At 73.1% G+C, this 24,305-nt stretch carries 24 protein-coding genes and 1 pseudogene; 13 read left to right on the forward strand and 12 right to left on the reverse strand.

Annotated features, from left to right (window positions below; translation table 11 throughout):
* Positions 1-70 (reverse strand): annotated as a pseudogene (locus AB0A69_RS26300) (DUF47 domain-containing protein); the annotation flags it as partial.
* A 247-nt stretch (positions 71-317) separates the two neighbouring features.
* Between AB0A69_RS26300 and AB0A69_RS26305 the strand changes: the two are divergent.
* The 4 genes from AB0A69_RS26305 to AB0A69_RS26320 all read left to right on the forward strand — a co-directional run bounded on the left by AB0A69_RS26305 (position 318) and on the right by AB0A69_RS26320 (position 2,563).
* A complete protein-coding gene (locus tag AB0A69_RS26305) occupies positions 318-818 on the forward strand; it encodes a CinA family protein (protein ID WP_361427211.1) in 501 nt (166 codons plus the stop codon).
* 109 nt (positions 819-927) lie between these two features.
* Positions 928-1,311, forward strand: a complete 384-nt coding sequence (locus AB0A69_RS26310) for a helix-turn-helix transcriptional regulator (protein WP_019889909.1) — start codon at positions 928-930, stop codon at positions 1,309-1,311.
* Between the two features lie 168 nt (positions 1,312-1,479).
* Positions 1,480-1,965: a DNA starvation/stationary phase protection protein gene (locus AB0A69_RS26315; protein ID WP_361426864.1), complete on the forward strand. Its 486-nt coding sequence runs from the start codon at positions 1,480-1,482 to the stop codon at positions 1,963-1,965.
* Between the two features lie 370 nt (positions 1,966-2,335).
* Complete coding sequence (locus AB0A69_RS26320; RefSeq protein ID WP_361427214.1) at positions 2,336-2,563, forward strand: hypothetical protein; 228 nt, start codon at positions 2,336-2,338, stop codon at positions 2,561-2,563.
* A 23-nt stretch (positions 2,564-2,586) separates the two neighbouring features.
* On the opposite strand, the gene AB0A69_RS26325 is transcribed toward AB0A69_RS26320, so the two are convergent.
* Complete coding sequence (locus tag AB0A69_RS26325; RefSeq protein WP_361426867.1) at positions 2,587-3,393, reverse strand: DNA-formamidopyrimidine glycosylase family protein; 807 nt, start codon at positions 3,391-3,393, stop codon at positions 2,587-2,589.
* A gap of 45 nt (positions 3,394-3,438) precedes the next feature.
* The gene (locus AB0A69_RS26330) at positions 3,439-8,079 is read right to left on the reverse strand and encodes a DEAD/DEAH box helicase (protein WP_361426870.1); all 4,641 of its coding nucleotides are present in this window, start codon (positions 8,077-8,079) and stop codon (positions 3,439-3,441) included.
* Between the two features lie 156 nt (positions 8,080-8,235).
* Between AB0A69_RS26330 and AB0A69_RS26335 the strand changes: the two genes are divergently transcribed.
* The 3 genes from AB0A69_RS26335 to AB0A69_RS26345 are packed head-to-tail and all read left to right on the forward strand — an operon-like array spanning position 8,236 to position 10,206.
* Positions 8,236-9,120 (forward strand): AraC family transcriptional regulator, encoded by an 885-nt coding sequence (locus tag AB0A69_RS26335; RefSeq protein WP_361426873.1) that lies wholly within the window; start codon positions 8,236-8,238, stop codon positions 9,118-9,120.
* A gap of 10 nt (positions 9,121-9,130) precedes the next feature.
* Positions 9,131-9,901: an AzlC family ABC transporter permease gene (locus AB0A69_RS26340; protein WP_361426876.1), complete on the forward strand. Its 771-nt coding sequence runs from the start codon at positions 9,131-9,133 to the stop codon at positions 9,899-9,901.
* On the forward strand, positions 9,898-10,206 hold the full coding sequence (locus AB0A69_RS26345) for an AzlD domain-containing protein (RefSeq protein ID WP_361426879.1): 309 nt from the start codon (positions 9,898-9,900) through the stop codon (positions 10,204-10,206). Before AB0A69_RS26340 ends, AB0A69_RS26345 begins: the two co-directional genes overlap by 4 nt.
* A gap of 122 nt (positions 10,207-10,328) precedes the next feature.
* Here the strand turns inward: AB0A69_RS26345 and AB0A69_RS26350 are convergent, their stop codons facing one another.
* Entirely contained in the window at positions 10,329-11,180 is an 852-nt protein-coding gene (locus AB0A69_RS26350) for a hypothetical protein (protein ID WP_361427217.1), read from the reverse strand.
* 223 nt (positions 11,181-11,403) lie between these two features.
* Between AB0A69_RS26350 and AB0A69_RS26355 the strand changes: the two genes are divergently transcribed.
* The 4 genes from AB0A69_RS26355 to recX all read left to right on the forward strand — a co-directional run bounded on the left by AB0A69_RS26355 (position 11,404) and on the right by recX (position 14,855).
* On the forward strand, positions 11,404-11,598 hold the full coding sequence (locus AB0A69_RS26355; RefSeq protein ID WP_355356707.1) for a DUF3046 domain-containing protein: 195 nt from the start codon (positions 11,404-11,406) through the stop codon (positions 11,596-11,598).
* A 148-nt stretch (positions 11,599-11,746) separates the two neighbouring features.
* Positions 11,747-12,928 carry an AI-2E family transporter gene (locus AB0A69_RS26360; RefSeq protein WP_361427220.1) on the forward strand — a complete coding sequence of 394 codons (1,182 nt, stop codon included), beginning with the start codon at positions 11,747-11,749 and terminating at the stop codon, positions 12,926-12,928.
* Positions 12,929-13,136: 208 nt separating this feature from the next.
* Positions 13,137-14,282 carry a recombinase RecA gene (recA, locus tag AB0A69_RS26365; protein WP_361426883.1) on the forward strand — a complete coding sequence of 382 codons (1,146 nt, stop codon included), beginning with the start codon at positions 13,137-13,139 and terminating at the stop codon, positions 14,280-14,282.
* A gap of 3 nt (positions 14,283-14,285) precedes the next feature.
* Positions 14,286-14,855, forward strand: a complete 570-nt coding sequence (gene recX, locus AB0A69_RS26370) for a recombination regulator RecX (RefSeq protein ID WP_361426886.1) — start codon at positions 14,286-14,288, stop codon at positions 14,853-14,855.
* A 124-nt stretch (positions 14,856-14,979) separates the two neighbouring features.
* On the opposite strand, the gene AB0A69_RS26375 is transcribed toward recX, so the two are convergent.
* The 8 genes from AB0A69_RS26375 to AB0A69_RS26410 all read right to left on the reverse strand — a co-directional run bounded on the left by AB0A69_RS26375 (position 14,980) and on the right by AB0A69_RS26410 (position 21,745).
* Positions 14,980-15,444, reverse strand: a complete 465-nt coding sequence (locus tag AB0A69_RS26375; protein WP_361426889.1) for a rhodanese-like domain-containing protein — start codon at positions 15,442-15,444, stop codon at positions 14,980-14,982.
* Positions 15,441-15,959: a cysteine dioxygenase gene (locus tag AB0A69_RS26380; protein WP_361427223.1), complete on the reverse strand. Its 519-nt coding sequence runs from the start codon at positions 15,957-15,959 to the stop codon at positions 15,441-15,443. Before AB0A69_RS26380 ends, AB0A69_RS26375 begins: the two co-directional genes overlap by 4 nt.
* Positions 15,960-16,152: 193 nt before the next feature.
* Positions 16,153-16,239 carry a putative leader peptide gene (locus tag AB0A69_RS26385; protein ID WP_355356953.1) on the reverse strand — a complete coding sequence of 29 codons (87 nt, stop codon included), beginning with the start codon at positions 16,237-16,239 and terminating at the stop codon, positions 16,153-16,155.
* Positions 16,240-16,282: 43 nt separating this feature from the next.
* Entirely contained in the window at positions 16,283-17,959 is a 1,677-nt protein-coding gene (locus AB0A69_RS26390; protein ID WP_361426892.1) for an FAD-dependent monooxygenase, read from the reverse strand.
* Positions 17,960-18,148: 189 nt separating this feature from the next.
* The gene (locus AB0A69_RS26395) at positions 18,149-19,102 is read right to left on the reverse strand and encodes an amino acid ABC transporter permease (RefSeq protein ID WP_361426895.1); all 954 of its coding nucleotides are present in this window, start codon (positions 19,100-19,102) and stop codon (positions 18,149-18,151) included.
* A complete protein-coding gene (locus tag AB0A69_RS26400) occupies positions 19,099-19,746 on the reverse strand; it encodes an amino acid ABC transporter permease (protein ID WP_361426898.1) in 648 nt (215 codons plus the stop codon). The genes AB0A69_RS26395 and AB0A69_RS26400 overlap by 4 nt, the downstream gene beginning before the upstream one ends.
* A 151-nt stretch (positions 19,747-19,897) precedes the next feature.
* On the reverse strand, positions 19,898-20,818 hold the full coding sequence (locus AB0A69_RS26405; protein WP_361426901.1) for a glutamate ABC transporter substrate-binding protein: 921 nt from the start codon (positions 20,816-20,818) through the stop codon (positions 19,898-19,900).
* Positions 20,819-20,959: 141 nt separating this feature from the next.
* Positions 20,960-21,745 carry an amino acid ABC transporter ATP-binding protein gene (locus AB0A69_RS26410; RefSeq protein WP_361426904.1) on the reverse strand — a complete coding sequence of 262 codons (786 nt, stop codon included), beginning with the start codon at positions 21,743-21,745 and terminating at the stop codon, positions 20,960-20,962.
* A 253-nt stretch (positions 21,746-21,998) separates the two neighbouring features.
* On the opposite strand from AB0A69_RS26410, the gene AB0A69_RS26415 reads away from it, so the two are divergent.
* Positions 21,999-22,889 carry a response regulator transcription factor gene (locus AB0A69_RS26415; protein WP_361426907.1) on the forward strand — a complete coding sequence of 297 codons (891 nt, stop codon included), beginning with the start codon at positions 21,999-22,001 and terminating at the stop codon, positions 22,887-22,889.
* Positions 22,890-22,902: 13 nt separating this feature from the next.
* Positions 22,903-24,294, forward strand: a complete 1,392-nt coding sequence (locus AB0A69_RS26420; RefSeq protein WP_361426910.1) for a HAMP domain-containing sensor histidine kinase — start codon at positions 22,903-22,905, stop codon at positions 24,292-24,294.
* The last annotated feature ends 11 nt before the right edge of the window (positions 24,295-24,305 follow it).

Consider the following 24,305-nt stretch of genomic DNA (forward strand, 5'->3'; position numbering starts at 1 on the left):
CGATGTTGTCCGCGGAGGCGGAAAACATGTCGTAGAAGCTCGTCTCCCTGGGGGTCAGACGAAAGCGCAGCCGCGGCGGCGGCCGGGGCGGCTCCGGGCGCGGGGGCGGCCGGGACGGCTCCGGGGGACGCGGCGCCGGGTGGCGCGGGGACGGCTTCGGGAGCGGGGGCGGAGAGCGGATCGGAGCCGGGCCGATGACGCCGGCGACGACTTCGGCAGGTTCGGCGGCGGGTGTCGTGGCGACTTCGCCGGGTCCGGCCGGAGCCGCCGTCGCGACGCCGGCGGCTACGGACGAGGCGGCCCTCGCGGCGCGGGCGCTGGCGCTGCTCGCGGAGCGTCACCAGACGCTCGCCGTGGCCGAGTCCCTCACCGGCGGCCTGGTGGCCGCCGAGCTCACCTCCGTACCGGGCGCCTCCCGCTCGTTCCGCGGCTCCGTCACGGCGTACGCGACGGCGCTCAAGCGCGAGCTGCTGGGCGTCGACGGCACCCTTCTGGAGGAGCGCGGGGCGGTCGACCCGGACGTGGCACTGCAGATGGCGGCGGGTGTACGGGCCCGGCTGGGTGCCGTCTGGGGGGTCGCGACGACGGGTGTCGCGGGGCCCGAACCGCAGGACGGGCAGCCGGTCGGCACGGTGTTCGTGGCGGTTTGCGGGCCGCCCGACGGGCCACTCGGAGCGGGGAAAGTCGTCGCCCTGAGATTGAACGGCGACCGTGCGGAAATCCGTAAAGAGAGTGTACGGAGCGTGCTGGAGCTGCTCGCGAACGAACTCTCGGAGAATGCGCGGGCACAGGATACGGAACAGAACGGGGGGAATTGATGTTTGCAGCCCTGAGTGAACACGACATCGCTCCCCGCACGGCCGCAGCGCGAGGCGGTACGGTGGGGCGTGAAGGATGCGGCTACGCGGTCCGAGGAGGGAGCCACCGATGATTCTGCTCCGTCGCCTGCTGGGTGACGTGCTGCGTCGGCAGCGCCAACGCCAGGGCCGTACTCTGCGCGAAGTCTCCTCGTCCGCCCGAGTCTCGCTCGGCTATCTCTCCGAGGTGGAGCGGGGGCAGAAGGAGGCTTCCTCCGAGCTGCTCTCCGCGATTTGCGACGCGCTTGACGTACGGATGTCCGAGCTCATGCGAGAGGTGAGCGACGAGCTCTCGCTGGCGGAGCTGGCGGAATCGGCAGCGGCGAGTGAGCCGGTGCCGGCACCAGTGCGTCCCATGCTCAACTCTGTGTCCGTGACGTCGGTGGCGGGCGTGCCGACGGAGCGGGTGACCATCAAGGCGCCCGCCGAGGCGGTGGACGTCGTCGCCGCCTGAGCGCGCGCTCGTGTTGAGAGCGAGCTAGCGTTTTGAGCTGAGCCCCGGTCGGGTACCCGAGTGCCGACCGGGGCTTTCGTTTACTCCGAATGCCCGTTTCAGGTCATATGTGTCATGGTGGACGAGGCGTGAGGGTGTACAGCCGCACGCTCGAATGGAGGATTCGGAATGACTGTCGTGAAGAGCTCTCTGCCCGACGCCGACCTCAAGGTGGTCGGCGAAGCCCTGCAGGGGGCGCTGGTGGACGTGGTGGACCTGTCCCTGGTGGCCAAGCAGGTGCACTGGAACGTCGTCGGACCGCGGTTCCGCTCCATTCACCTCCAGCTCGACGAGGTCGTGGCCACCGCGCGCCAGCACGCCGACATCGTGGCGGAGCGTGCCTCGACGCTGGGCGTGAACCCGGACGGGCGCGCCTCATCGGTCGCGTCGAGCAGCGCCATCGGGAACGTACCGACGGGGTGGATCAAGGACGACGACGCGGTGAAGATCATGGTCGACGCGCTCGTCACCGTGGTCGGACGGATGCGGGAGCGCATCGCCGCGACCGACGAGCCCGACCCGGTGACGCAGGACCTGCTGATCGCGCTGACCGCCGATCTCGAGAAGCACGGGTGGATGTTCCAGGCCGAGAGCCGCCAGGCGGACAGTGTGTAAGCGGCGCGGAGCCGGATTACGCGCGCGTGGCGGTACGGGCGTTACAGGCGGTACGGCGCCGGCGGAGCGCGAGGAGCGCGTGAGGGCGGCCGGGTGCGCGCGGGAGGCGCGCACCGGTACGCCCCTCCCGCCGGTTGACCGGCCGGTCTAGCGTCGACCGGAGGAGGCGGCCATGGTACGGCGACGGGTCTCGCGGCCGGCACCTGAACGGCGGTCGGCTGAACGGCGGTCGGCGGCGGCTGGACTACCGGCGGGTGGACCGCCGGTGGGCGGGCTGCCGGTGGCCGGACTGCCGGTGGCTGGACAGCGGGGGCTCGGGCGCCCGGTACCCGAACGGCGGGTGGGCCCGCGGCTGCTGACGGCCGGGCGGGTGACGCTGGCGCTGGTGCTGGGCGGACTGTGGTGCTGGGCGGTGCTGAGACTGGCCCTGGCGCCGGGTCAGGCGGGCGTCGTGGAGGGTGCCGTGGCGGCCGGCGGATGGGGGCTCAGTCTCCTGCCGGTGCACGCCGCGTCACCGCCGCCGGCGCGCAGGGCCTCCAAGGGGTCCAGGGCCTTGAGGTTCACCAGAGCGGTGCGGTGGGGCCGTTCACGCGCTTGACGCGCTCCGGCGCCGACAAGGCGTCACCTGGCGGCGGCGGCCTCGGGGCCGGGGCCCTTCTGGCATCCGGGGCACCAGTACGAGATCCGCTCGTGCCGGTCGTCCCAGCGGATCGGGGTGCCGCAGCGGTAACAGGGCTGGTGCCTGCGGCCGTAGACGTACACCTTCTGGTCGGGGCGTGAACCCGGCATGGTGCGGCGCTCGACGCGCTCCTTGTTCTCCTCCAGCAGGCGGTGGGCGGTGGCGACGAGCCGCTCGGGCACGCCAAGCGGCAGGTCGCCGACGGGGAGCCAGGGGGTGACGCGGGCGAGGAAGGCGAGCTCGCACTTGAAGACATTGCCGATGCCGGCGAGGTTCCGCTGGTCCAGCAGCGCCTCGCCGAGAGGGCGCGCCGGGTCGGCGCACACACGGCGTACGGCTTCCTCGAAGTCCCAGTCCGGGCCGAGGAGATCGGGGCCCAGGTGGCCCACGACGGTGTGTTCGTCGCTGGTACGGATGAGGTCCAGGACGGGCAGGCGGTAGCCGACGGCGGTGTGGGCCGTGGTGGCGAGGATGGCCCGGATCTGGTGGGCGGGGCCGCCGCGCCAGCGCTCGTCGGCCGCGAAGACGCGCCATGAGCCGTCCATCCGGAGATGGGAGTGCAGGGTCAGCCCGCCCTCGATGCGGGTGAGCAGGTGCTTGCCGCGCGGAGTGACGTCGAGGACCTCACGGCCGGTCAGGTCGGCGGTGGCCAGCTTCGGGACGCGGAGGTCGGAGCGCGTCAGGAGCCTGCCCGCGAGGGCGGTGTGCAGGCGACGGGCGGTCAGCCAGACGGTGTCTCCTTCGGGCATGTCTCCATGATGGGCCAGTGCCGGCGGCCGGTGCGCTCGCGGCCGCTACGCGCGCAGCCGCAGGCCCCGCGGGGTGGCGTGGAAACCGGCCGCCTCCAGGGCGCGGGACAGCGGCGACGTCAGGGCCGCCGTGCCGTTGATCCGCTCCACGGTGACGGTGCCCAGGGCGCCCGCGCGGGCGGCCTCGGCCAGCGCCTCGGCCGCCGCCCGCAGGACCGGGTCCTCCGGCTCGGTGGACCAGGACAGCAGGGTCTTGCCCCCGCGCTCCATGTAGAGCGCGAGCTCGCCGTCGACGAGCACGACGAGGGAGCCCGCCTTGCGGCCCGGCTTGTGCCCGGCGCCCGTCGGGGGCTCGGGCCAGGACAGGGCGGCGCCGTACGCGTTGGCCGGGTCGGCGGCGGCGAGGACCACCGCGCGCGGGGCGGCGCCGGGCTCGGCGCGGTCGCGCGCGGTCGCCGCCGCGCGGAGGCGGTCGACCGCGCCGTCCATCGCGAACTGGGCGGCGCCCAGGCCCTCGACGACATAGCCGCGGCGCGCCTGCCCACTGTCCTCGAACGCCGAGAGGACGCGGTACGTCGCCGAGAAGCCGCCCTCCACGCCTTCGGCGGCCACGGCGCCGCGCGTGACCACGCCGTGCCGGTCCAGCAGGGTGCGGGCCAGGGCGTGGGCGCGGTGCGTCGGGTCCGGCTCGGCGGGAGGCAGCAGTGACCAGCGGCCGCTCACGGTCGGCGGGCCGGAACGGGAGGCGGCACGACCGGTCGGGCGGGCGGCCGCGGTGAGGGTGCCGTACCGGCCGCGCGGGACGGTGCGCTTGGCACGGTGGGCGGTGGCGCCCGCCGTACGGCCCGAGCCGAGCAGGGCGCGCAACGGCGCGAGGGTGTCGTTGGTGAGCCGGCCGGACCAGGCCAGGTCCCACAGGGCGTCGGCGAGCTGCGGATCGGTGGCGTCGGGATGGGTGGTGGCGCGGACCTGGTCGGCGATCTGCCGGAAGAACAGGCCGTAGCCTCCGGAGAGCGCCGTGAGGATCGACTCGTGGAGGGCCGTGAGCTCCAGGGGGTGGGGTGGGGGCAGGAGGAGCGGGGCGGCGTCGGCGAGGTAGAGCGAGACCCAGCCGTCCTTGCCGGGCAGCGCCCCGGCCCCGGCCCACAGGACCTCGCCCGTGGTGGTGAGCTCGTCGAGGAGGGTGGGCGCGTAGTGCGCCACGCGGGAGGGCAGGATCAGTTTTTCGAGCGCGGAGGCGGGGACCGGGGCGCCCTGCAACTGCTCGATGGCGCGGACCAGCCCGTCGATGCCGCGCAGGCTGCTGCTCCCGAGGTGCTGCCACTGGGGCAGGAAGGTCGCCAGGGCGGCCGGCGGGACCGGCTCCAGTTCGTGGCGGAGGGCGGCCAGGGAGCGGCGGCGCAGGCGGCGCAGAACGGCGGCGTCGCACCACTCCTGGCCGATGCCGGAAGGGTGGAACTCGCCCTGGACGACCCGCCCGCTCGCGGCCAGGCGGTGCAGCGCGCCGTCGGTGACGGCGGTGCCCAGACCGAAGCGTGCGGCGGCCTGCGAGGACGTGAACGGGCCGTGCGTGCGGGCGTACCGGGCGAGGAGATCGCCGAGTGGATCCTTCACGGGCTCGGTGAACGCCTCCGGGACGCCGACCGGCAGCGCGGTGCCCAGGGCGTCGCGCAGCCGGCCCGCGTCCTCGACGGCCGCCCAGTGGTCGGCCCCGGCGATCCGGACGCGGATCGCCCTGCGCGTCCTGGCGAGGTCCTGCGCCCACGCCGGGTCGGCGCCGCGCTCCGCCAGCTCGGCGTCGGTGAGCGGGCCGAGGACGCGCAGGGCGTCGGCGGCGCCCTCCACGTCCTTGACGCGGCGGTCCTCGGCGAGCCACTGCAGCTCGCGCTCCAGCTCGGTCAGGACCTCAGCGTCGAGCAGCTCCCGCAGCTCCGCCTGGCCCAGCAGCTCGGCCAGCAGCCGGGAGTCCAGGGACAGGGCGGCCGCCCGCCGCTCGGCGAGCGGGGAGTCGCCCTCGTACAGGAACTGGGCGACGTACCCGAAGAGGAGCGAGCGGGCGAAGGGGGACGGCTCGGGGGTGGTGACCTCGACCAGGCGGACGCGGCGCGACTCGATGTCGCCCATCAGCTCCTGGAGGCCCGGCACGTCGAAGACGTCCTGGAGGCACTCGCGGACGGCCTCCAGCACGATCGGGAACGAGCCGAACTCGCTCGCCACCTGGAGCAGCTGGGCCGCGCGCTGGCGCTGCTGCCACAGGGGGGTGCGCTTGCCGGGGTTGCGGCGCGGCAGCAGCAGGGCGCGGGCCGCGCACTCGCGGAACCGGGAGGCGAAGAGGGCGGAGCCGCCCACCTGGTCGGTGACGACCTGGTCGACGTCGCCCTTGTCGAAGACGACGTCGGCGGCGCCGACCGGGGCCTGCTCGCTGTCGTACTCCAGACCGGGCGCGGGCGTGGGTGCCGGGTCCGGGTCGAGCAGGTCCAGGCCCATCAGGTCGGCGTCGGGCAGCCGCAGCACGATGCCGTCGTCCGCGTGCATCACCTGGGCGTCCATGCCGTACCGCTCGGAGAGGCGGGCGCCGAGGGCCAGGGCCCAGGGAGCGTGCACCTGGGCGCCGAACGGCGAGTGGACCACCACCCGCCAGTCGCCCAGCTCGTCGCGGAACCGCTCCACCAGGATGGTGCGGTCGTCCGGGACGTGACCGCAGGCGCGGCGCTGCTCGTCCAGGTACGCCAGGAGGTTGTCCGCAGCCCACGCGTCCAGGCCCGCCGCCACCAGGCGCAGCCGGGCGTCGTCCGGCTCCAGCGAGCCGACCTCGCGGAGGAAGGCCCCCACCGCACGGCCCAGCTCCAGGGGCCGGCCCAGCTGGTCGCCCTTCCAGAACGGCAGCCGCCCCGGCACGCCCGGGGCCGGGGAGACCAGCACCCGGTCGCGCGTGATGTCCTCGATCCGCCAGGAGGAGGTGCCGAGCGTGAACACGTCGCCCACGCGCGACTCGTACACCATCTCCTCGTCGAGCTCCCCGACCCGGCCGCCGCCCTTCTTCGGGTCGGCGCCCGCCAGGAACACCCCGAACAGGCCCCGGTCGGGGATCGTGCCGCCCGAGGTGACCGCGAGGCGCTGCGCCCCCGGCCGGCCTGTGATGGTGCCGGCGATCCGGTCCCACACCACGCGCGGGCGCAGCTCGGCGAACGCGTCGGAGGGATAGCGGCCGGCGAGCATGTCCAGGACGGCCGTGAACGCCGACTCCGGGAGGGACGCGAAGGGCGCCGCGCGCCGCACCACCGCGAGCAGGTCGTCGAACTGCCAGGTGTCCAGGGCGACCATGGCGACCACCTGCTGCGCCAGCACGTCCAGCGGGTTGGACGGGATGCGCATCGACTCGATGGAGCCGCTGCGCATCCGCTCGGTGACCACGGCCGCCTGCACCAGGTCACCGCGGTACTTCGGGAAGACGACACCGGTCGACACCGCGCCCACCTGGTGCCCGGCCCGGCCCACGCGCTGGAGGCCCGAGGCGACGGACGGCGGCGACTCGACCTGGACCACCAGGTCCACCGCGCCCATGTCGATGCCCAGCTCCAGGCTGGAGGTGGCGACCACGGCGGGCAGGCGGCCCGCCTTGAGGTCCTCCTCGACCAGGGCACGCTGCTCCTTGGAGACCGACCCGTGGTGCGCCCGGGCCAGCAGCGGCGGGGCGCCCTGCGCCGCGCCCGACTGGGCCATCAGCTCGGCCGGTGACTGGTCCTCGGGGAGGGCCTCTCCGGTGGCGCGCTCGTAGGCGATCTCGTTGAGCCGGTTGCACAGGCGCTCGGCCAACCGGCGCGAGTTGGCGAAGACGATCGTCGAGCGGTGCGCCTGTACGAGGTCGGCGATCCGCTCCTCGACGTGCGGCCAGATCGACGGCCGCTCGGCCTGGTCCGTGTCCGTGGCGGGGGAGCCCCCGAGCTCGCCGAGGTCCTCGACCGGGACGACGACGGAGAGGTCGAACTCCTTGCCGGAAGGCGGCTGGACGACCTCCACCTTCCGCTGCGGGGACAGATAGCGGGCCACCTCGTCCACCGGGCGCACCGTCGCCGACAGGCCGATGCGGCGCGCCGGCCGCGGCAGCAGCTCGTCCAGCCGCTCCAGGGACAGGGCCAGGTGCGCGCCCCGCTTCGTACCGGCGACGGCGTGGACCTCGTCGAGGATCACCGTCTCGACGCCGGACAGGGCGTCCCGGGTCGCGGAGGTGAGCATCAGGAACAGCGACTCGGGCGTGGTGATCAGGATGTCCGGCGGCCGGGTGGCCAGCGAGCGCCGCTCGGCGGCCGGGGTGTCACCGGAGCGGATGCCGACCCGCACCTCCGGCTCGGGCAGCCCCAGCCGGACCGCCTCCTGGCGGATGCCGGTCAGCGGACTGCGCAGATTGCGCTCGACGTCGACCGCGAGCGCCTTGAGCGGCGACACGTACAGCACCCGGCAGCGCTTCTTGGCGTCCGCGGGCGGCGGCGTGGCGGTGAGCCGGTCCAGCGCGGCGAGGAACGCGGCCAGGGTCTTGCCGGAACCGGTCGGCGCCACCACCAGCACGTCCGAGCCCGCGCCGATCGCCCGCCACGCGCCCTCCTGCGCGGCGGTGGGCGCGCTGAAGGCCCCCGTGAACCAGGCGCGGGTCGCGGGGGAGAAGGAGTCGAGCGCAGTCCTGGCCATGTCCACCATCGTGCACCCCGCCACCGACAATCCGGCCCGGCGGCGGGGCCACGCGCCCGTCCGCGCCATGGACGCGCAGGTCGGAGGCGTTACGGACGGATGCAGGAGGCGTACGGACGGACGCGGGAGGCGGGCGGACGGGCGCAGAATGGAATCATGGCGAGCGAACGGAACGGTGAGCGGGGCGGCGACCGGGACGGCGAGTGGGCCAGGCACTGGAACTACCCCGGAGTGCCCGGGCTCGACCTGCTCCGGGCGCGCTACGTACGCCACACCTTCGCGCGCCACAGCCACGAGGGGTTCGTCCTCGGCGCCGTCCGCCGCGGGGCCGAGGACGTGGTCATGCCGGAGGGCACGATCCGCGCCCGCCCCGGCACCGTCGTCATGATCAACCCGGAGGTGCCGCACTCCGCGCACGCCGGGGCCCCCGATGGCTGGTCGTACGCGACCCTCTACCCGTCGTCCACCCTGGTGGCCGGGATCGCGGCGGAGGAGACCACGCTGCGCGGTACGCCCGGCTTCGCCGAGACCATCGTCGAGGACGAGGACACCGCCCGGCTCGTCCGCGCCGTGCACCGGGCGGCCGAAGAGGGCAACGCGCTGGCCGCCGACAGCCTCCTGCGCGTCGCCATAGCCCGGCTGCTGCACCGCCACGGCCAGACGCTGCCCGCCCGCGCGCCGCTCGCCGCCGGGGCCCGCACGGCGTCCCTGGCCCGGGAGCTCCTCCAGGCGCGGATGGCGGAGCCGCCCTCCCTGGAACAGCTCGCGCGCGAACTCGGCACCAGCCCGTTCGCCCTGCTGCGGGCCTTCAAGGCCGCCTACGGCATGCCGCCGCACACCTGGCTCACCAACGCGCGCGTGCGTGCCGCCCGTGACCTCCTGGAGGCCGGCACCGCGCCCGCGGCCGCCGCCGTCGCGGTCGGCTTCACCGACCAGCCGCACCTGAACCGGCACTTCACCCGCATCGTCGGCGTGCCACCGGGCGCCTACCAGCGCGAACGCGCAAGAACGTACAAGACCGGGAACGGCCCCCGCCCGTAGCGTCCCGGGCGTGGCAGAACAGACAGCACTCACCAGAGACACCGGAGAACCGGGGCGCCCGACAGCCGTTCCGCCCGTGGGCAAGGCCGACAGCGCCGTCGTCCGCGACGCGCTCGGCGTCGGGCTGGCCGTCGGCCTGTCCGGCTTCGCCTTCGGCGTGACGTCGGCCGGGGCGGGGCTGACCCTCCTGCAGACCTGCGCGCTCAGTCTCCTGGTCTTCACCGGCGCCTCGCAGTTCGCGCTCGTGGGGGCGCTCGCGGCCGGCGGGAACCCGTTCACCGCGGCGGCCGGCGCCTTCTTCCTCGGGACCCGCAACGCCTTCTACGGGCTCCGCCTGTCCCAGCTGCTCGCCCTGCCCCGCCTCGTACGCCCGCTCGGGGCCCACTGGGTCATCGACGAGACCGCCGCCGTCTCCCTCGCCCAGCCCACGCGCCGTGCCGCGCGGATCGGCTTCACCGTCACCGGGCTCACCCTGTACGTGCTGTGGAACCTCACCACGTTCCTCGGCGCCCTGGGGGCCGAGGCCATCGGCGACACCAACGCCCTGGGCCTGGACGCCGCAGGACCGGCCGTCTTCCTCGCCCTGCTGGCGCCCATGCTCCGTACGGCCACCGAGCGGGCCGTCGCCGGGCTCGCCGTCGTGCTGGGGCTCGCGTCCCTGCCCCTGCTGCCCGCGGGGGCGCCGGTGCTCGTCGCGGCGCTCGCGGCACCGGCCGTGCTGTGGTTCCAGGGGCGCGGGGCGCTCGGTGACCGCCCGGGACGGCAGGGGGCGGAGCGTTGAGCGTCTGGATCGCCATCGGCCTGACCGCCGCAGGCTGCTACCTGCTGAAACTGACCGGTCTCCTCGTCCCGGCCGCGACCCTGGAGAGGCCGCTCGTCCAGCGGTTGTCCGCGCTGCTGCCCGTCGCCCTGCTGGCCGCCCTGACCGCGCAGCAGACCTTCAGCGCCGGCGGCTCGCTGGTCGTCGACGCGCGCGGTGCCGGCCTCGCGGCCGCGGCGCTCGCGCTGGTCCTGCGCTCGCCCTTCCTGGTGGTGGTCGCCGCCGCGGTGGCGGTGACGGCGGTGGTACGGGCCCTGGGCGGCTGACGCCGGCCCCTTCGTACGACGGTCCCGCCGACCCCTCCGTACGGTCGGCCCTCCGTACGACGGCCCCGCGCCGGCCCCTCCGTACGGCCGGCCCCTCCGTACAGCGGCCGGCCGGCGCCGGTTCAGCCGATCGGGCGGCCGTACGCGCGCAGCGTCCGCAGCGCTTCGATCGTCACGATCGGCCGCCACTCCAGGGCCGTCCCCGGGGCCCACTCGCGCCAGCGGATCGGCCAGCCCCCGTCCTCCCGCTGCTCGGCGGCGAGGTGGTTCAGCGAGCGCGCCATCTCCTCGTCCGTGAACCAGCGCCGGGCCAGGGAGTCCGGCACCCGCGCGTAGTCGTGCGGGAAGTGGTGCTCGCCCGGCGCGTACCCCGGCGGGAGTGGGAAGTCCCCGACGCGCGCCGGGTCCAGCACCGCGAGCCGCTGCTCCCGCACCGACCGGCCCAGCCGGTCCGCCGCCGCCTCCGCCCTGGCCCGGTCCGGGACGCCGTCCAGGAACGCGACGGCGGCCTGGACCTCGTACGGGTGCGACTTCTCCAGCCCCTCGACCGCGGCCCAGCAGAAGTCCGTGGCGCGGAACAGCCACGCGTGCCACACCTGGTTCCGGTGCAGAAGCCCCACCACCGGCCCGGTGGCCAGCAGGTCGCTGGGCGGGTCGTCGACGACCGGCAAGAACGGCGCGATCGGATAGCCCCGCACGGAGGGGTGCAGCGCGGGCAGCGCGCCGTCATGCGTGGACACCCCCGTCAGGTAGCGGCACACGCGCTCCACGCGCATCCCGCCGCACCGGCCGATGGAGTCCAGCACCCGCAGCGCGTGCGCCGTGTGCAGGGGCTGGCTGACGGGGCCGCGCAGATCCGGCTCCAGCGCGTGCCCGTAACCGCCGTCCTCGTTGAGGTACGCGGTGAGGGCGGCCTCGACCGCGTCGGCGCCGCCGCCGAGGAAGTGGTACGCGAAGCGCCGCTGTTCGAGCACGCGGGCCGTCAGCCAGACGAAGTGCTCGGCGCGCGTGAGAGGGGTTCCGGCGAGCGGAGCCCCGGCGAGGGGAGTTCCGGCGAGCGGAGCCCCGGCGAGGGGAGTTCCGGCGAGGGGAGGTCCAGCGAGGGGAGTTCCAGCCATGTTCCGACGGTAGGGCGGAAAGGGCTTTCGGCAAGCAGTGCGGACAGGGCTGCACTCTCAGGAGCGGGATACTGGGTTCATGCGGTTGACGATTTTCTGGGAGCGCATGGCGGACCACTTCGGTTCGGCGTACGCCGAGTCCTTCGCGCGGGACCACGTGATGTCCGAACTCGGCGGTCGTACGGTGCACGAGGCGCTGCGGGCCGGCTGGGAGGCCAAGGACGTGTGGCGGGCGGTGTGCGAGGCGGTGGGCGTCCCCGCGGACAAGCGCTGACGCGCATCGCCGGGGATTTCCGGGGCATACGCCCGTTGTCCGAGCCGTACGCGAGACTTGCCCCGTGGCCCCGACTGACGAGAACGAGACGACGACCACCGTGCCCCCGACCGGGAAAGAGTCCGCCCCACCCCCGGCCGGCGGCCGTATGCCCCGCTGGCTGCCACGCGCGATGGTGCTCGCCCTGGCCCTCTACGCCTGCTTCCAGCTCGGCAGCTGGGCCTTCCACCAGCTCATCGGCCTGCTCATCAACATCCTGATCGCCTTCTTCCTGGCGCTGGCGGTCGAGCCGGCGGTCGGGCGGATGGCGGCCCGCGGCATGCGCCGCGGCCTCGCCACCTTCCTGGTGTTCTTCGCGGTCATGGCCGTCGGCGTCGGGTTCGTGGTGCTCCTCGGTTCCATGCTGGCGGGGCAGATCATCGAGATCGTCGAGGACTTCCCCCGCTACCTGGACTCGCTGATCAACTGGAGCAACCACACCTTCCACACCGAGCTGTCCCGGGTCGAGGTCCAGGACAGCCTGTTGCGCTCCGACTGGCTGCGCAAGTACGTCCAGAACAGCGCCAGCGGTGTGCTGGACGTCTCCGCGACCGTGCTCGGCGGGCTGTTCAAGCTGCTGACGATCTTCCTGTTCTCGTTCTACTTCGCGGCCGACGGGCCCCGGCTGCGCCGGGCCCTGTGCTCCGTACTCCCGCCGGCCAAGCAGGCCGAGGTGCTGCGCGCCTGGGAGATCGCCGTCGACAAGACGGGCGGCTACCTCTACTCGCGCGGTCTGATGGCCCTGATCTCCGGTCTGGCGCACTACGTCCTGCTGGAGTTCCTGAACGTGCCCTACGCGCCGGCGCTGGCGGTGTGGGTGGGCCTGGTGTCGCAGTTCCTCCCGACCATCGGCACGTACCTGGCGGGCGCCCTGCCGATGCTCATCGCCTTCACCGAGAACCCCTGGTACGCGCTGTGGGTGCTGGCGTTCGTCGTGGTGTACCAGCAGTTCGAGAACTACGTGCTGCAGCCCAAGCTCACCGCCAGGACCGTCGACATCCACCCGGCCGTGGCCTTCGGGTCGGTCGTCGCCGGCACGGCGCTGCTGGGCGCGGTCGGGGCGCTCATCGCCATCCCGGCGGTCGCCACCCTCCAGGCGTTCCTCGGGGCCTATGTGAAGCGGTACGACGTGACGGAGGACCCGCGCGTCCACGGCCACCGGCGCCATGGCGAGCTGGTGCTGGCCAGGGTGCAGCGGGCGCTGCGGGCCAAGAAGGAGCAGGCCGGCGACGAGACCCCGCCCGCCTCGCCCCGCCTCCCCGACCAGGCCCCGCCGCGCGACGGCGCCTGAGCCGGGCCCGGCGCGGCGCGCTTGACACTAAAATCGAACATCCATTCTTATGGGGTTCCGGCCCGGAATCCCGGGGTCGCGTGAAGCTGTTCACATAGTTGTCCACAGAGTTATCCACAGGCCGGAGGGACGGCGGGGCCCATTGTCAGTGGCAGGGGTTAGCGTCTTTGACGTGAAGCGATCGACACAAGCAAACCGGGTGGAACCCATGGCAGGTACCGACCGCGAGAAGGCGCTCGACGCCGCGCTCGCACAGATTGAACGGCAATTCGGCAAGGGCGCAGTCATGCGCATGGGCGAGCGGTCGAGGGAGCCCATCGAGGTCATCCCGACCGGCTCGACCGCGCTCGACGTCGCGCTCGGCGTCGGCGGCCTGCCGCGCGGCCGTGTGGTGGAGATCTACGGCCCCGAGTCCTCCGGTAAGACGACCCTGACCCTGCACGCCGTGGCCAACGCGCAGAAGGCCGGCGGCCAGGTCGCGTTCGTCGACGCGGAGCACGCCCTCGACCCCGAGTACGCCAGGAAGCTCGGCGTCGACATCGACAACCTGATCCTGTCCCAGCCCGACAACGGCGAGCAGGCCCTGGAGATCGTGGACATGCTCGTCCGCTCCGGCGCGCTCGACCTGATCGTCATCGACTCGGTGGCGGCGCTCGTCCCGCGTGCCGAGATCGAGGGCGAGATGGGCGACTCGCACGTCGGTCTCCAGGCCCGTCTGATGAGCCAGGCGCTCCGGAAGATCACCAGCGCCCTCAACCAGTCCAAGACCACGGCGATCTTCATCAACCAGCTCCGCGAGAAGATCGGTGTGATGTTCGGCTCGCCGGAGACCACGACCGGTGGTCGCGCGCTGAAGTTCTACGCCTCCGTGCGCATCGACATCCGCCGCATCGAGACCCTCAAGGACGGCACGGAGGCGGTCGGCAACCGCACCCGCTGCAAGGTCGTGAAGAACAAGGTCGCGCCGCCCTTCAAGCAGGCCGAGTTCGACATCCTCTACGGCCAGGGCATCAGCCGCGAGGGCGGCCTGATCGACATGGGCGTGGAGCACGGCTTCGTCCGCAAGGCGGGCGCCTGGTACACGTACGAGGGCGACCAGCTCGGCCAGGGCAAGGAGAACGCCCGGAACTTCCTGAAGGACAACCCCGACCTCGCCAACGAGATCGAGCGGAAGATCAAGGAGAAGCTGGGCGTCGGCGTCCGCCCGGAGACCCCGGCGACCGAGCCGGGCGCGGACGCGGCGGGCGCGGCGGGCGCGGCGGGCGCGGCCACCCCGGACGACGCCGCGAAGTCGGTGCCCGCTCCGGCGGCGAAGGCCACCAAGGCGACCAAGGCCACGGCGGCCAAGGCCTAGCCCATGGCCCGCCGTACCGAATGGCCGGGCGACAGCGCCGACTCGTCGAGGGCCGAGCAGGAGCTGTCGCCCCAGGATCCGGCTGAGCGGGCGCGGGCGATCTGCCTGCGCCTGCTCACCGGGACCCCGCGCACCCGCAAGCAGCTCGCGGACGCGCTGCGCAAACGCGAGATCCCGGACGAGGTCGCCGACGAGGTCCTCTCCCGTTTCGAGGACGTCGGCCTCATCGACGACGCGGCCTTCGCGGGCGCGTGGGTGGAGTCCCGGCACCACGGCCGGGGCCTGGCCCGCCGCGCCCTCGCCCGGGAGCTGCGCACCAAGGGCGTGGACGCCGAGCTGATCGACGAGGCGGTCGGGCAGCTCGACCCCGAGCAGGAGGAGGCCACGGCCCGCGAGCTCGTGGCGCGCAAGCTCCGCGCCACCCGCGGCCTCGACCGCGACCGCCGCCTGCGCCGCCTCGCGGGCATGCTCGCCCGCAAGGGCTACTCCGAGGGCATGGCCCTGCGCGTGGTGCGCCAGGCCCTGGAGGAGGAGGGCGAGGACACGGACGACCTGCCGTTCGACCCCTCCTGACGGAGCCCTGCCCGACCGGTCCCTGCCTGATCGGGCCACGCCCGGCCGGTCCCTCCCCGGTCGGTCCATCCCCGGCCGGTCTCTTCGTGACCGGGTCCTTCCCGGCGGGCCCGCTTCCGGGCGGTCACGGCCCGTTCGCCGTGACCGACTCGACCGGCAGGCTCTCCGCCCGCCACGCTTGGAAGCCGCCGATCAGGTCCGTCGCGCGGTGGAGGCCCAGCTGGTGCAGGGACGCGGCCGCCAGCGAGGAGGCGTAGCCCTCGTTGCACACGACGACGATCCGCAGGTCGTGGCTCACCGCCTGCGGCACGCGATGACTGCCCCGCGGGTCCAGGCGCCACTCCAGTTCGTTGCGCTCCACGACCAGCGCCCCGGGGATAAGCCCGTCGCGTTCGCGCAGCGCCGCGTACCGGATGTCCACCAGCAGCGCGTCACCCGCCGCGGCCGCCGCCCACGCCTCGCGCGGCGTCACCCGCGGCGCCACGCGGGCCAGGTGCGCCCGGACCCGTTCCAGCAGCTCGTCGACGCCCACCCGCACCGAAGCCGCACCCGTACCCGTACCCGTGCCCGTGCCCGTACCCGTACTCACTGCCAGTCCTCCGGACGCTCGACCTGCTCCAGCCGCAGCACCGCGCCGGTCCGGCTGAACCGGCGGATCAGCGGCAGCGGCGGATAGTACGCGTGCACCGAGATGGCGTGTTCGGTCGCCGACTCGTTCAGCACCTCGTGCACATGGTGCCGCCCGAAGGCGCGCCCGCGTCCCGCCGGCAGTACCCGTCGGCGGTCGACGTCCTCCGTCAGCTCCAGCGACCGCCAGCCGCCCGCGGGCAGCCGTACGGAGAGCGACTGCTCCCGGAGTTCGCCGCGTGCGGTGGCGAACGCGCCGATCGACTCGGCATGGTCGTGCCACCCCGTGCCGGAGCCCGGCGGCCACCCGATGAGCCACGCCTCGCTGCCTCCCGGCCCGTCCAGCCGCACCCAGGTGCGGCCCTCCGGATCGAGCGGCAGGGAAGCGATCAACTCGGTGTCGGCGGCGGTACGGCGGGCGAAGTCGAGCAACTCGGCGGCGTTCGGCGCCGCGGGATCGGCGGCACGGCCGGCCAAGCGCGCGGCGACGTTCGGGGAGGAGACGTGCGGGGACGAGACATGCGGGGACGAGACATGCGGGGAGGAGATGTGCGGGGACGAGACATGCGGGGAGGAGACATGCTGGGGCACGGGAAACCGTCCTGGAAGTCGCGAAGGCGCGTACGCGCGGGATGGACCCACCGCGCGTACGCAGGGAAGGGAGGCGAGTTCAGCAGGACGGACGACACACGCAGCCCGCGTAGCGGAGCAGGTCCATATGGACCCTCCGCCACAGGCGTACCACGGTGCCGTTCATGATCCGGAGTACACCATGGACACCCGTGACGGTCAATCGACCGTCAACCGCGGCTGAACGCCGCGTCGGCGTCGGCGTCGGCGTCGGCGTCGGCGTCCGCGGTCGTCCGGTCGCGCCGTGCCGCCTCCGGCGCCCCGCCCCGCAGCGCGTCGGCCGCCGCACGCAGCTCCTCCGGCCGCACCCCGGCGAACGCCGCCGCCAGGTGCCCATCGGGCCGCACCAGCAGCACGGTGTGCGCGGCGGCACCCGGATACGCCTCCGTGACCAGCAGCTCACCGGCGACCGGCAGCGCCTCCACCGCCGCCGCGAGCCGGGGCATCACCCCCGCGGTCATCCAGTGCCGCCGGTCCCACACGCCCGTTCCGGGCGCGACCAGCACCACCAGCAGACGCCCGCGCCCCAGCCGGTCGCGCAGCCGCCCGGTCGTGCCGTCCTCCGGCGCCGTCACCCGCACATCGGCGACCGGCGCGCCCAGCGGTGTACCCACGGCCGTGTGCCCCTCGGCGTACGGAGGTGCGAGGGGGGAGTGCGGGTACGCGGGGGGCGCACCGAGCGGCCCGCGCCCCACGTGGCCGTCCGTCAGCAGCGCGTCGTGCCCGCCGCCCCGCAGGTACGTCCGGAGCCCGCCGGCACCCCGGAGCACCGGCAGCGACTGGTCGGCGGCCCGCAGCCGCGCCGCGACGGCCGTGCGCCGCTCGGCCTGGTAGCTGTCGAGCAGCGCCTCCGAGGCGCCGTGGTGCCAGGCCATCGCCAGCTTCCAGGCCAGGTTGTCGGCGTCCCGCAGCCCCTCGTCCAGCGCCTGCGTACCGAGCGCGCCCAGCAGATGGGCCGCGTCCCCGGCGAGGAAGGCCCGCTCCACGCGCCACCGCTTGGCGAGCCGGTGGTGCAACGTGTAGACGCCCGTGTCGATCAGGTCGTACGGCGGGGCCTGGCCGCACCAGCCGTCCAGCGTCTCGCGGATCCGCGCGAGCAGCGCGTCGGGCGTCACCAGGTCGCCGCGCGGCGGCAGCAACCAGTCCAGCCGCCAGGCGCCGCCGGGCAGCGGCCGCGCCGTCACCTCCTCGCCCGCGCCCCGCCACGGCGGCTGACGGTGCAGCAGCCCCTCGCCCTCCCAGGGGAGTTCGGCGCGCAGGGTGGCGACGGCGTGCCGTTCGACCGCCGTACGCCCGGGGAAGCGCACCCCCAGCAGCTTGCGCACGGTGGAGCGGGCTCCGTCGCAGCCGACCAGGTAACCGCCGCGCCACCAGGTCGACTCGGGCCCGCGCGTGTGCACGGTGACGCCGTCGGCGTCCTGCTCGACCGCGTCCACACGGCTGTGCGTGACCACCCGCACCAGCCCCCGCCGGGGCAGCGCGGCGATGGCCGCCCGCAGCCCGCGCGTGAGGGCGTGCTGCGCCAAATGCAGCGGCGGGACCGGGTCACCGTCCTCCTCCGGGGGGAACGGTTCCGCGCCTTCCGCGAAGAGCACGTGCCGTGTCTCCTGCTTGCGCCGCATCGACCGCCACCCGCTCCAGCGGGTCCCCTCGGCCCGTACGGCCGTGCACCCGAGGCGTTCCACGAACGCCGCCGTGTCCGGACGCAGCACGGCGGTTCGGGCCGCGCGGGGTTCGTCGTCGCCGGGGCCCTCGTCCAGGACGACGGAGGGGACGCCCTGCGCGGCCAGCGCGAGGGACAGCGCGAGCCCGACCGGGCCCGCGCCGACCACGATCACCGGGTCCACGGCGTGACTCCAGGACCAGCGACCCCACGAGCACCGAGAACAGCACACACATCGAAAAGGGCGGGACAGGCGGCCGGAGCCGGGCGCGAGGTGATCACACTACGTATGCAACCCACTGCCGGTGCTTGCGTCAAGCGACGAGGGCAGCGACGCGGACGCCACTGCCCTCACCAGCCATACGGTCCAGCCCTACGAGGAGCCGGTGCCGCCGGCACCGTCGCCCCCGCCCGGAGGCAGCTTTGTGATGCCCGTGTTACCGAACGCCTGCCCGGCGTCCTGGCTCAGTACCGTCGTGGCCGCGGCGGAGGCGGGCTCGGCCGCCGACGCCACCCCGATGCCGGTCTTGGCGCGGCGCCCGCGCTTCTCGATCCAGGTGGCCAGCGCCGACAGCGCCAGGCACATCGCCACGTAGATCGCGCCGACGACCACGATCGTCGACACGTACGGGTACATGCCGTTGACCTGCGTGTTGGAGGCGATCAGTCGGGCCGTCTGGAGCAGCTCGGGGTACAGGATGATGAATCCGAGCGAGGTGTCCTTCAGCGTCACCACGAGCTGGCTGATGATCGTCGGCAGCATCGCCCGGACGGCCTGCGGCAGCAGCACGGTCGTCATGACCTGCGTCTTGTTCATGCCGAGCGCGTACGCGGCCTCCCGCTGGCCCTTCGGCACGGCGTTGACGCCGGCGCGCAGCACCTCGGCCTGGACGCAGCCGTTGTAGATCGACAGGCCGACCGCCAGCGCCCACATCGAGTAGTCGGTCAGGAAACCGACCCACACGGCGTAGATGGTGATCAGCAGCGGGATGGAGCGGAACAGCTCGATGAAGCCGGTCGCCAGCCACCGGACCGGCTTGTGGTCGGAGAGCCGGGCGACGGCCAGCAGCACGCCGAGCACCAGCGAGCCGACGGCGGCGATGCCGAACGCCTTGAGGGTGGCGAGGATGGCGTCGGCGATGTTCTGCCGGATGCCCGCGTAGTTGAAGATGTCCCACATCTCGGGGGCGAGGTGCCCCTTGTCGCTCAGCCGCACGATCGTGACGGCGAGCAGCCCCACGACGGCGAGGGTGCCGATGACGGCGTAGACGCGGTTGCGGATGACGGCCTTCGGGCCGGGTGCGTCGAAGAGAACGCTGGCGCTCATCGGGCGACCTCCAGGCGGCGCTCGAGGACTCGGAAGACCCCACTGATGGAGAACGTGACCACCAGGTAGGCGAGGGAGACCCAGATGAAGATGGGGATGATGTCGTAGCCCTCTTCGCTCACCAGCTTCTGCCAGCCGAAGAGCTCGGTGACGCTGAAGGCGCCCGCGATGGCCGAGTTCTTGGTGAGCGCGATGAAGATGGAGCTCAGCGGCGGCAGCACGGTCCGGGTGGCCTGCGGCAGCACGATCAGCCGCAGCGTCTGCGAGAACGACATGCCCAGGGAGCGGGCCGCCTCGGCCTGGCCCAGCGGCACCGTGTTGATGCCGGAGCGGACCGCCTCGCAGATGAAGGAGGAGGTGTAGAAGCCGAGGGCGATCGAGCCGAGGACGAAGGGGCTCATACCCGGGAAGAGGATCTCCGGCACCACGAACGTCGTCACCAGGAACAGCAGCGTCAGCGGCGTGTTCCGCAGCAGGGTGACCCAGAGGGTGCCGAACAAGCGCAGTGGCGGGACGGGCGAGACCCGGAAACCGGCGATGACGATGCCGAGCACCAGCGCGATGACCGAGCTGACGAGGGTGATCGACACGGTTCCTATGAAGCCGTCACGGAAATCCGAGAAATAGTCCAGCAGTACGTTCATGAGGTCTCCGCGTCGGCGGTCAGCGGCTTACGGTCAACGGTCTTTGCGGCTCTGGGGGTGAGCTCTGGGGGTGAGCAAGGGCTGTAGCGCCCGGCACGCTCGCGTACGGGGCGCTACAGCAGGCACAGCCGGAGCTGTGGCGATCAGCGGCTCAGTAGCGGACGATCGCCGGCGGCTCGGTGTAGGCGGAGCCGGACAGGCCCAGGGTCGCCTCGTAGATCTTCTTGTACGTGCCGTCCTTGACGCGGTTCTCCAGCGACTTGTTGATCGCCTCGCGCAGGACCTTGTCGTCCTTGTTGAGACCCACGCCGTACGGCTCCTGGGTGAACGGCTTGCCGATGACCTTCAGCTTGGCCGGGTTCTGCGCGGCGTAGCCCTTGAGGATCGCGTCGTCCGTCGTGAGGGCGTCGACCTGCTTGGTGAGCAGCTGCTGGACGCAGTCCGAGTACTTGGCGAGCTCGGTGGCCTGGGCGCCGTACTGCGGCTTCTTGATCTCCTGCAGCGGGGTGGAACCCTTGATGGAGCAGACCTTCTTGCCCTTGACGGTTTCCGGGCCGGTGATCGAGGTCTCGTCCTTGCGCACGAGGAGGTCGGCGCCGGCCTTGTAGTACGGGCCCGCGAAGCCGACCAGGGCCTTGCGCTTGTCGTTGATCGTGTACGTACCGACGTAGTAGTCGACCTGGCCCTTGGAGATGGCCGTCTCGCGGGTGCTGGAGTCGACGGTCTTCCACTCGATCTGGTTCTCGGTGAAGCCCAGGTCGGCGGCGATCATCTTGGCGATCTCGATGTCGAAGCCGGAGCGCTGCTTGGTCGCCTGGTCCTCGAAGCCGAGGTACGGCTGGTCGGCCTTGGAGCCGATGATCAGCTTGCCGCGCTCCTTGGCCGCCTTGAAGGTCGGCGAGTCGAGGTTCACGTCCGTGGCGACGATGTACTTCGGCAGGGCCGGCGCGTTCGACGCGCCCGGCTGCACACCGCTCGGCTTGTCGCCGGCGGAGCCCTCCTTGCCGCCGCAGGCGGTCGCGGTCAGCGCGAGCACAGCGACGGCCACGGCCGCCGTCTTGCGGAGCTTCATGGTGAACATCCCTTGAGTCGTGGTTCGTTGGTCGCCAGGTGTCGTACGCAGATCCTGGCCATCAGTGATCCCGGCCATCAGTGATCCCGGCCGTCGGTGAATCCGGCCGTCGGTGATCCCGGCCGTCGGTGGCCCTGGCCCTCAGTGGTGGAGGATCTTCGACAGGAAGTCCTTGGCCCGGTCGCTGCGCGGACTGCTGAAGAACTGCTCCGGCGACGCCTCCTCGACGATCCGGCCGTCCGCCATGAAGACGACGCGGTTGGCGGCCGAGCGAGCGAACCCCATCTCGTGGGTGACGACCACCATCGTCATCCCGTCGCGCGCCAGCTGCTGCATCACCTCGAGGACTTCGTTGATCATCTCGGGGTCGAGCGCCGAGGTCGGCTCGTCGAAGAGCATGACCTTCGGGTCCATGGCCAACGCCCGGGCGATCGCCACGCGTTGCTGCTGTCCGCCGGAGAGCTGGGCGGGGTACTTGTCGGCCTGCGAGCCGACGCCCACGCGGTCGAGCAGGGTCCGGGCCTTCCGCTCCGCCAGGCTCTTGTCCGCCCTGCGGACCTTGACCTGGCCCAGCATGACGTTCTCCAGCACGGTCTTGTGCGCGAAGAGGTTGAACGACTGGAAGACCATGCCGACGTCGGCGCGCAGCCGGGCCAGCTCCTTGCCCTCCTGGGGCAGCGGCTTGCCGTCGATGGTGATCGTGCCGGAGTCGATCGTCTCCAGCCGGTTGATGGTGCGGCACAGCGTGGACTTCCCGGACCCGGACGGTCCGATGACGACCACGACCTCGCCACGGGCGATGGTCAGGTCGATGTCCTGGAGCACATGCAGCGCGCCGAAGTGCTTGTTGACGTTGCTCAGCACGACCAGGTCGCTCGCCGTCGGTGCGGCATCCTCCGCGCCCTTGGTCACTGACACTCCGCTCATCGGCTTCTTGCTCCGTCCTCCTCGGTTGGAGAGGACATTAAGCACGCGGTGCGACCAGCGTCATTACATCTGAGCTGAAATTGAGCATAACGATCCGGCTGCGACCGGACACCAAGGGTGAGCGGGGCAGGCATCCTGAGTACGGCTGGGTAACGGAAACCGCGGTGCCGCCGGAAGGCTCTTGACGGGCATGCCCGGCATCGGCGTTCATGCCCTGGTAACCCACGCGTACGCACCTTCAGGAGGGGGGCCCATGAGACTGCTGCTTGTCGAGGACGACGACCACGTCGCCGCGGCCCTCGCCGCCATCCTCAGGAAGCACGGCTTCCACGTCACGCACGCCCGCAACGGCGAGGAGGCCCTCCAGGCCGTCCTGCCCGCCGCGGCAGGCACCTCCGCGTCCGGCACCTCCGCGGCGGGCACCGCCGTCGCCGCCGCCTTCGCCACGGGCGCCGCCGCACCGGGCAACGGCAGCGCGGGCGCCGGTACCGCCCGCGGCCCCTTCGACGTCGTGCTCCTCGACCTCGGCCTGCCCGACCAGGACGGCTACCAGGTCTGCGGGAAGATCCGGAAGCTCACCACCGCCCCGGTCATCATGGTCACCGCGCGCGCCGACGTACGCTCCCGGATCCACGGCCTGAACCTCGGCGCCGACGACTACGTCGTCAAGCCGTACGACACGGGCGAGTTGCTCGCCCGCATCCACGCCGTCAGCCGCCGTACGGCCACCACGGGCACCGGCGGCGCCGGCACGGACAACGGCACGGCGGGCGCGGGCACGGACGCCGGCGGGAACGGCGCCGGAGGGCCCGGACCGCAGGGCACGGCCCGCGTCCCCGGAGAGGCACCGCCCCTGCACCTCGGGCCGGTCGTCATCGAGGTGCCCACCCGCCGGGTCAGCGTGGACGGCACGGTGATCCAGCTCACCCGCAAGGAGTTCGACCTCCTCGCCCTCCTCGCGCAGCGCCCCGGCGTCGTCTTCCGCCGTGAGCAGATCATCAGCGAGGTGTGGCGCACCAGCTGGGAGGGGACCGGACGCACCCTGGAGGTGCACGTGGCGTCCCTGCGCGCCAAGCTGCGGATGCCCGCCCTCATCGAGACCGTGCGCGGCGTCGGCTACCGCCTGGTCGCCCCGGCCGCGTAACCCCCCCCGCCCTGTGCGCACCCGCCTCCTTCCGCTCCTCATCGTCCTCATGGCGGGCGTGCTGCTCGCGCTCGGCTTCCCGCTCGCCGGCAGCCTCGCCGCCGCACGCCAGCAGACCGTCGTCGTCGACCGGATCGACGACACCGCCCGCTTCGCCGCCCTCGCCCAGTTCGTCACCGAGAGCGGACCGGGCATCGACGAGCGCAAGGCCACCCTCGAGGGCGAGCTCGCCCGCTACCACGAGGTGTACGGGATCCATGCCGGTGTCTTCTACCGCGACGGCACCGCCATGGCCCGCGCCCCCCACAACTGGACCATCCCCGGGGACGGTGAACCCCGCCGCGCCTTCCGCGAGGCGCTGCTGGGCCGCCGCAGCCACAACCCGCCGCAGGTCCTGCCCTGGCAGCCGAACGCCCGCCTCGCGGTCGCCTCGCCGGTCGTACGGGACGGGGACGTCGTCGCCGTCGTGGTCACCGACTCGCCGACCGGGCCGCTGCGCTCGCGCATCCTGCACGGCTGGCTGCTGATCGCCGCCGGCGAGTCGGCGGCCATGCTGCTGGCGGTCGGCGCCGCGTTCCGGCTCACCGGGTGGGTGCTCAAGCCCGTACGCGTCCTGGACGCGGCCACCCACGACATCGCGACCGGGCGGCTGAACTCGCGCGTCGCCGCGGCCGGCGGCCCGCCCGAACTGCGGCGCCTCGCCCGCTCCTTCAACGAGATGGCCGACAACGTCGAGGAGGTCCTGGAGCAGCAGCGCGCCTTCGTCGCCGACGCCTCGCACCAGCTGCGCAACCCGCTCGCCGCCCTGCTGCTGCGCATCGAGCTGCTCGCGCTCGAACTGCCCCCCGGCAACGAGGAGATCGCCTCCGTACGGACGGAGGGCAAGCGCCTGGCCCAGGTCCTGGACGACCTGCTGGACCTGGCGCTGGCCGAGCACGCCTCCGCGGACCTGCGGCTGACCGACATCGGTGCGCTGACGGCCGAGCGGCTCGACGCCTGGCGCGCGCTCGCCGACGAGAAGGGCGTCCACCTGACCGGGGCCACGCCCGCCGTCACGGCCTGGGCCGACCCGGTCGCGCTGTCCAGCGCCCTGGACGCCGTGATCGACAACGCGCTTAAGTTCACCCCGGCCGGGGAGGAGGTCACGGTCACCGTCGCCGCCGACGGGGAGTGCTCCACGGTCGTGGTCACCGACCGCGGCCCGGGCCTGACCGACGACGAGCTGGCCCGTATCGGCGACCGCTTCTGGCGCAGCAACCGCCACCAGAACGTCAAGGGCTCCGGCCTCGGCCTGTCCATCTCCCGCGCCCTGCTCGCGGCGGGCGGCGGCTCGATCACGTACGCCCATCACGCACCGCACGGTCTGCGCGTCACGGTCACCGTGCCGCGCAGCGCCCCCCACTGACCCTGGCCGTG

The organism is Streptomyces sp. NPDC045431 (assembly GCF_040646655.1).
Taxonomy (GTDB): domain Bacteria; phylum Actinomycetota; class Actinomycetes; order Streptomycetales; family Streptomycetaceae; genus Streptomyces.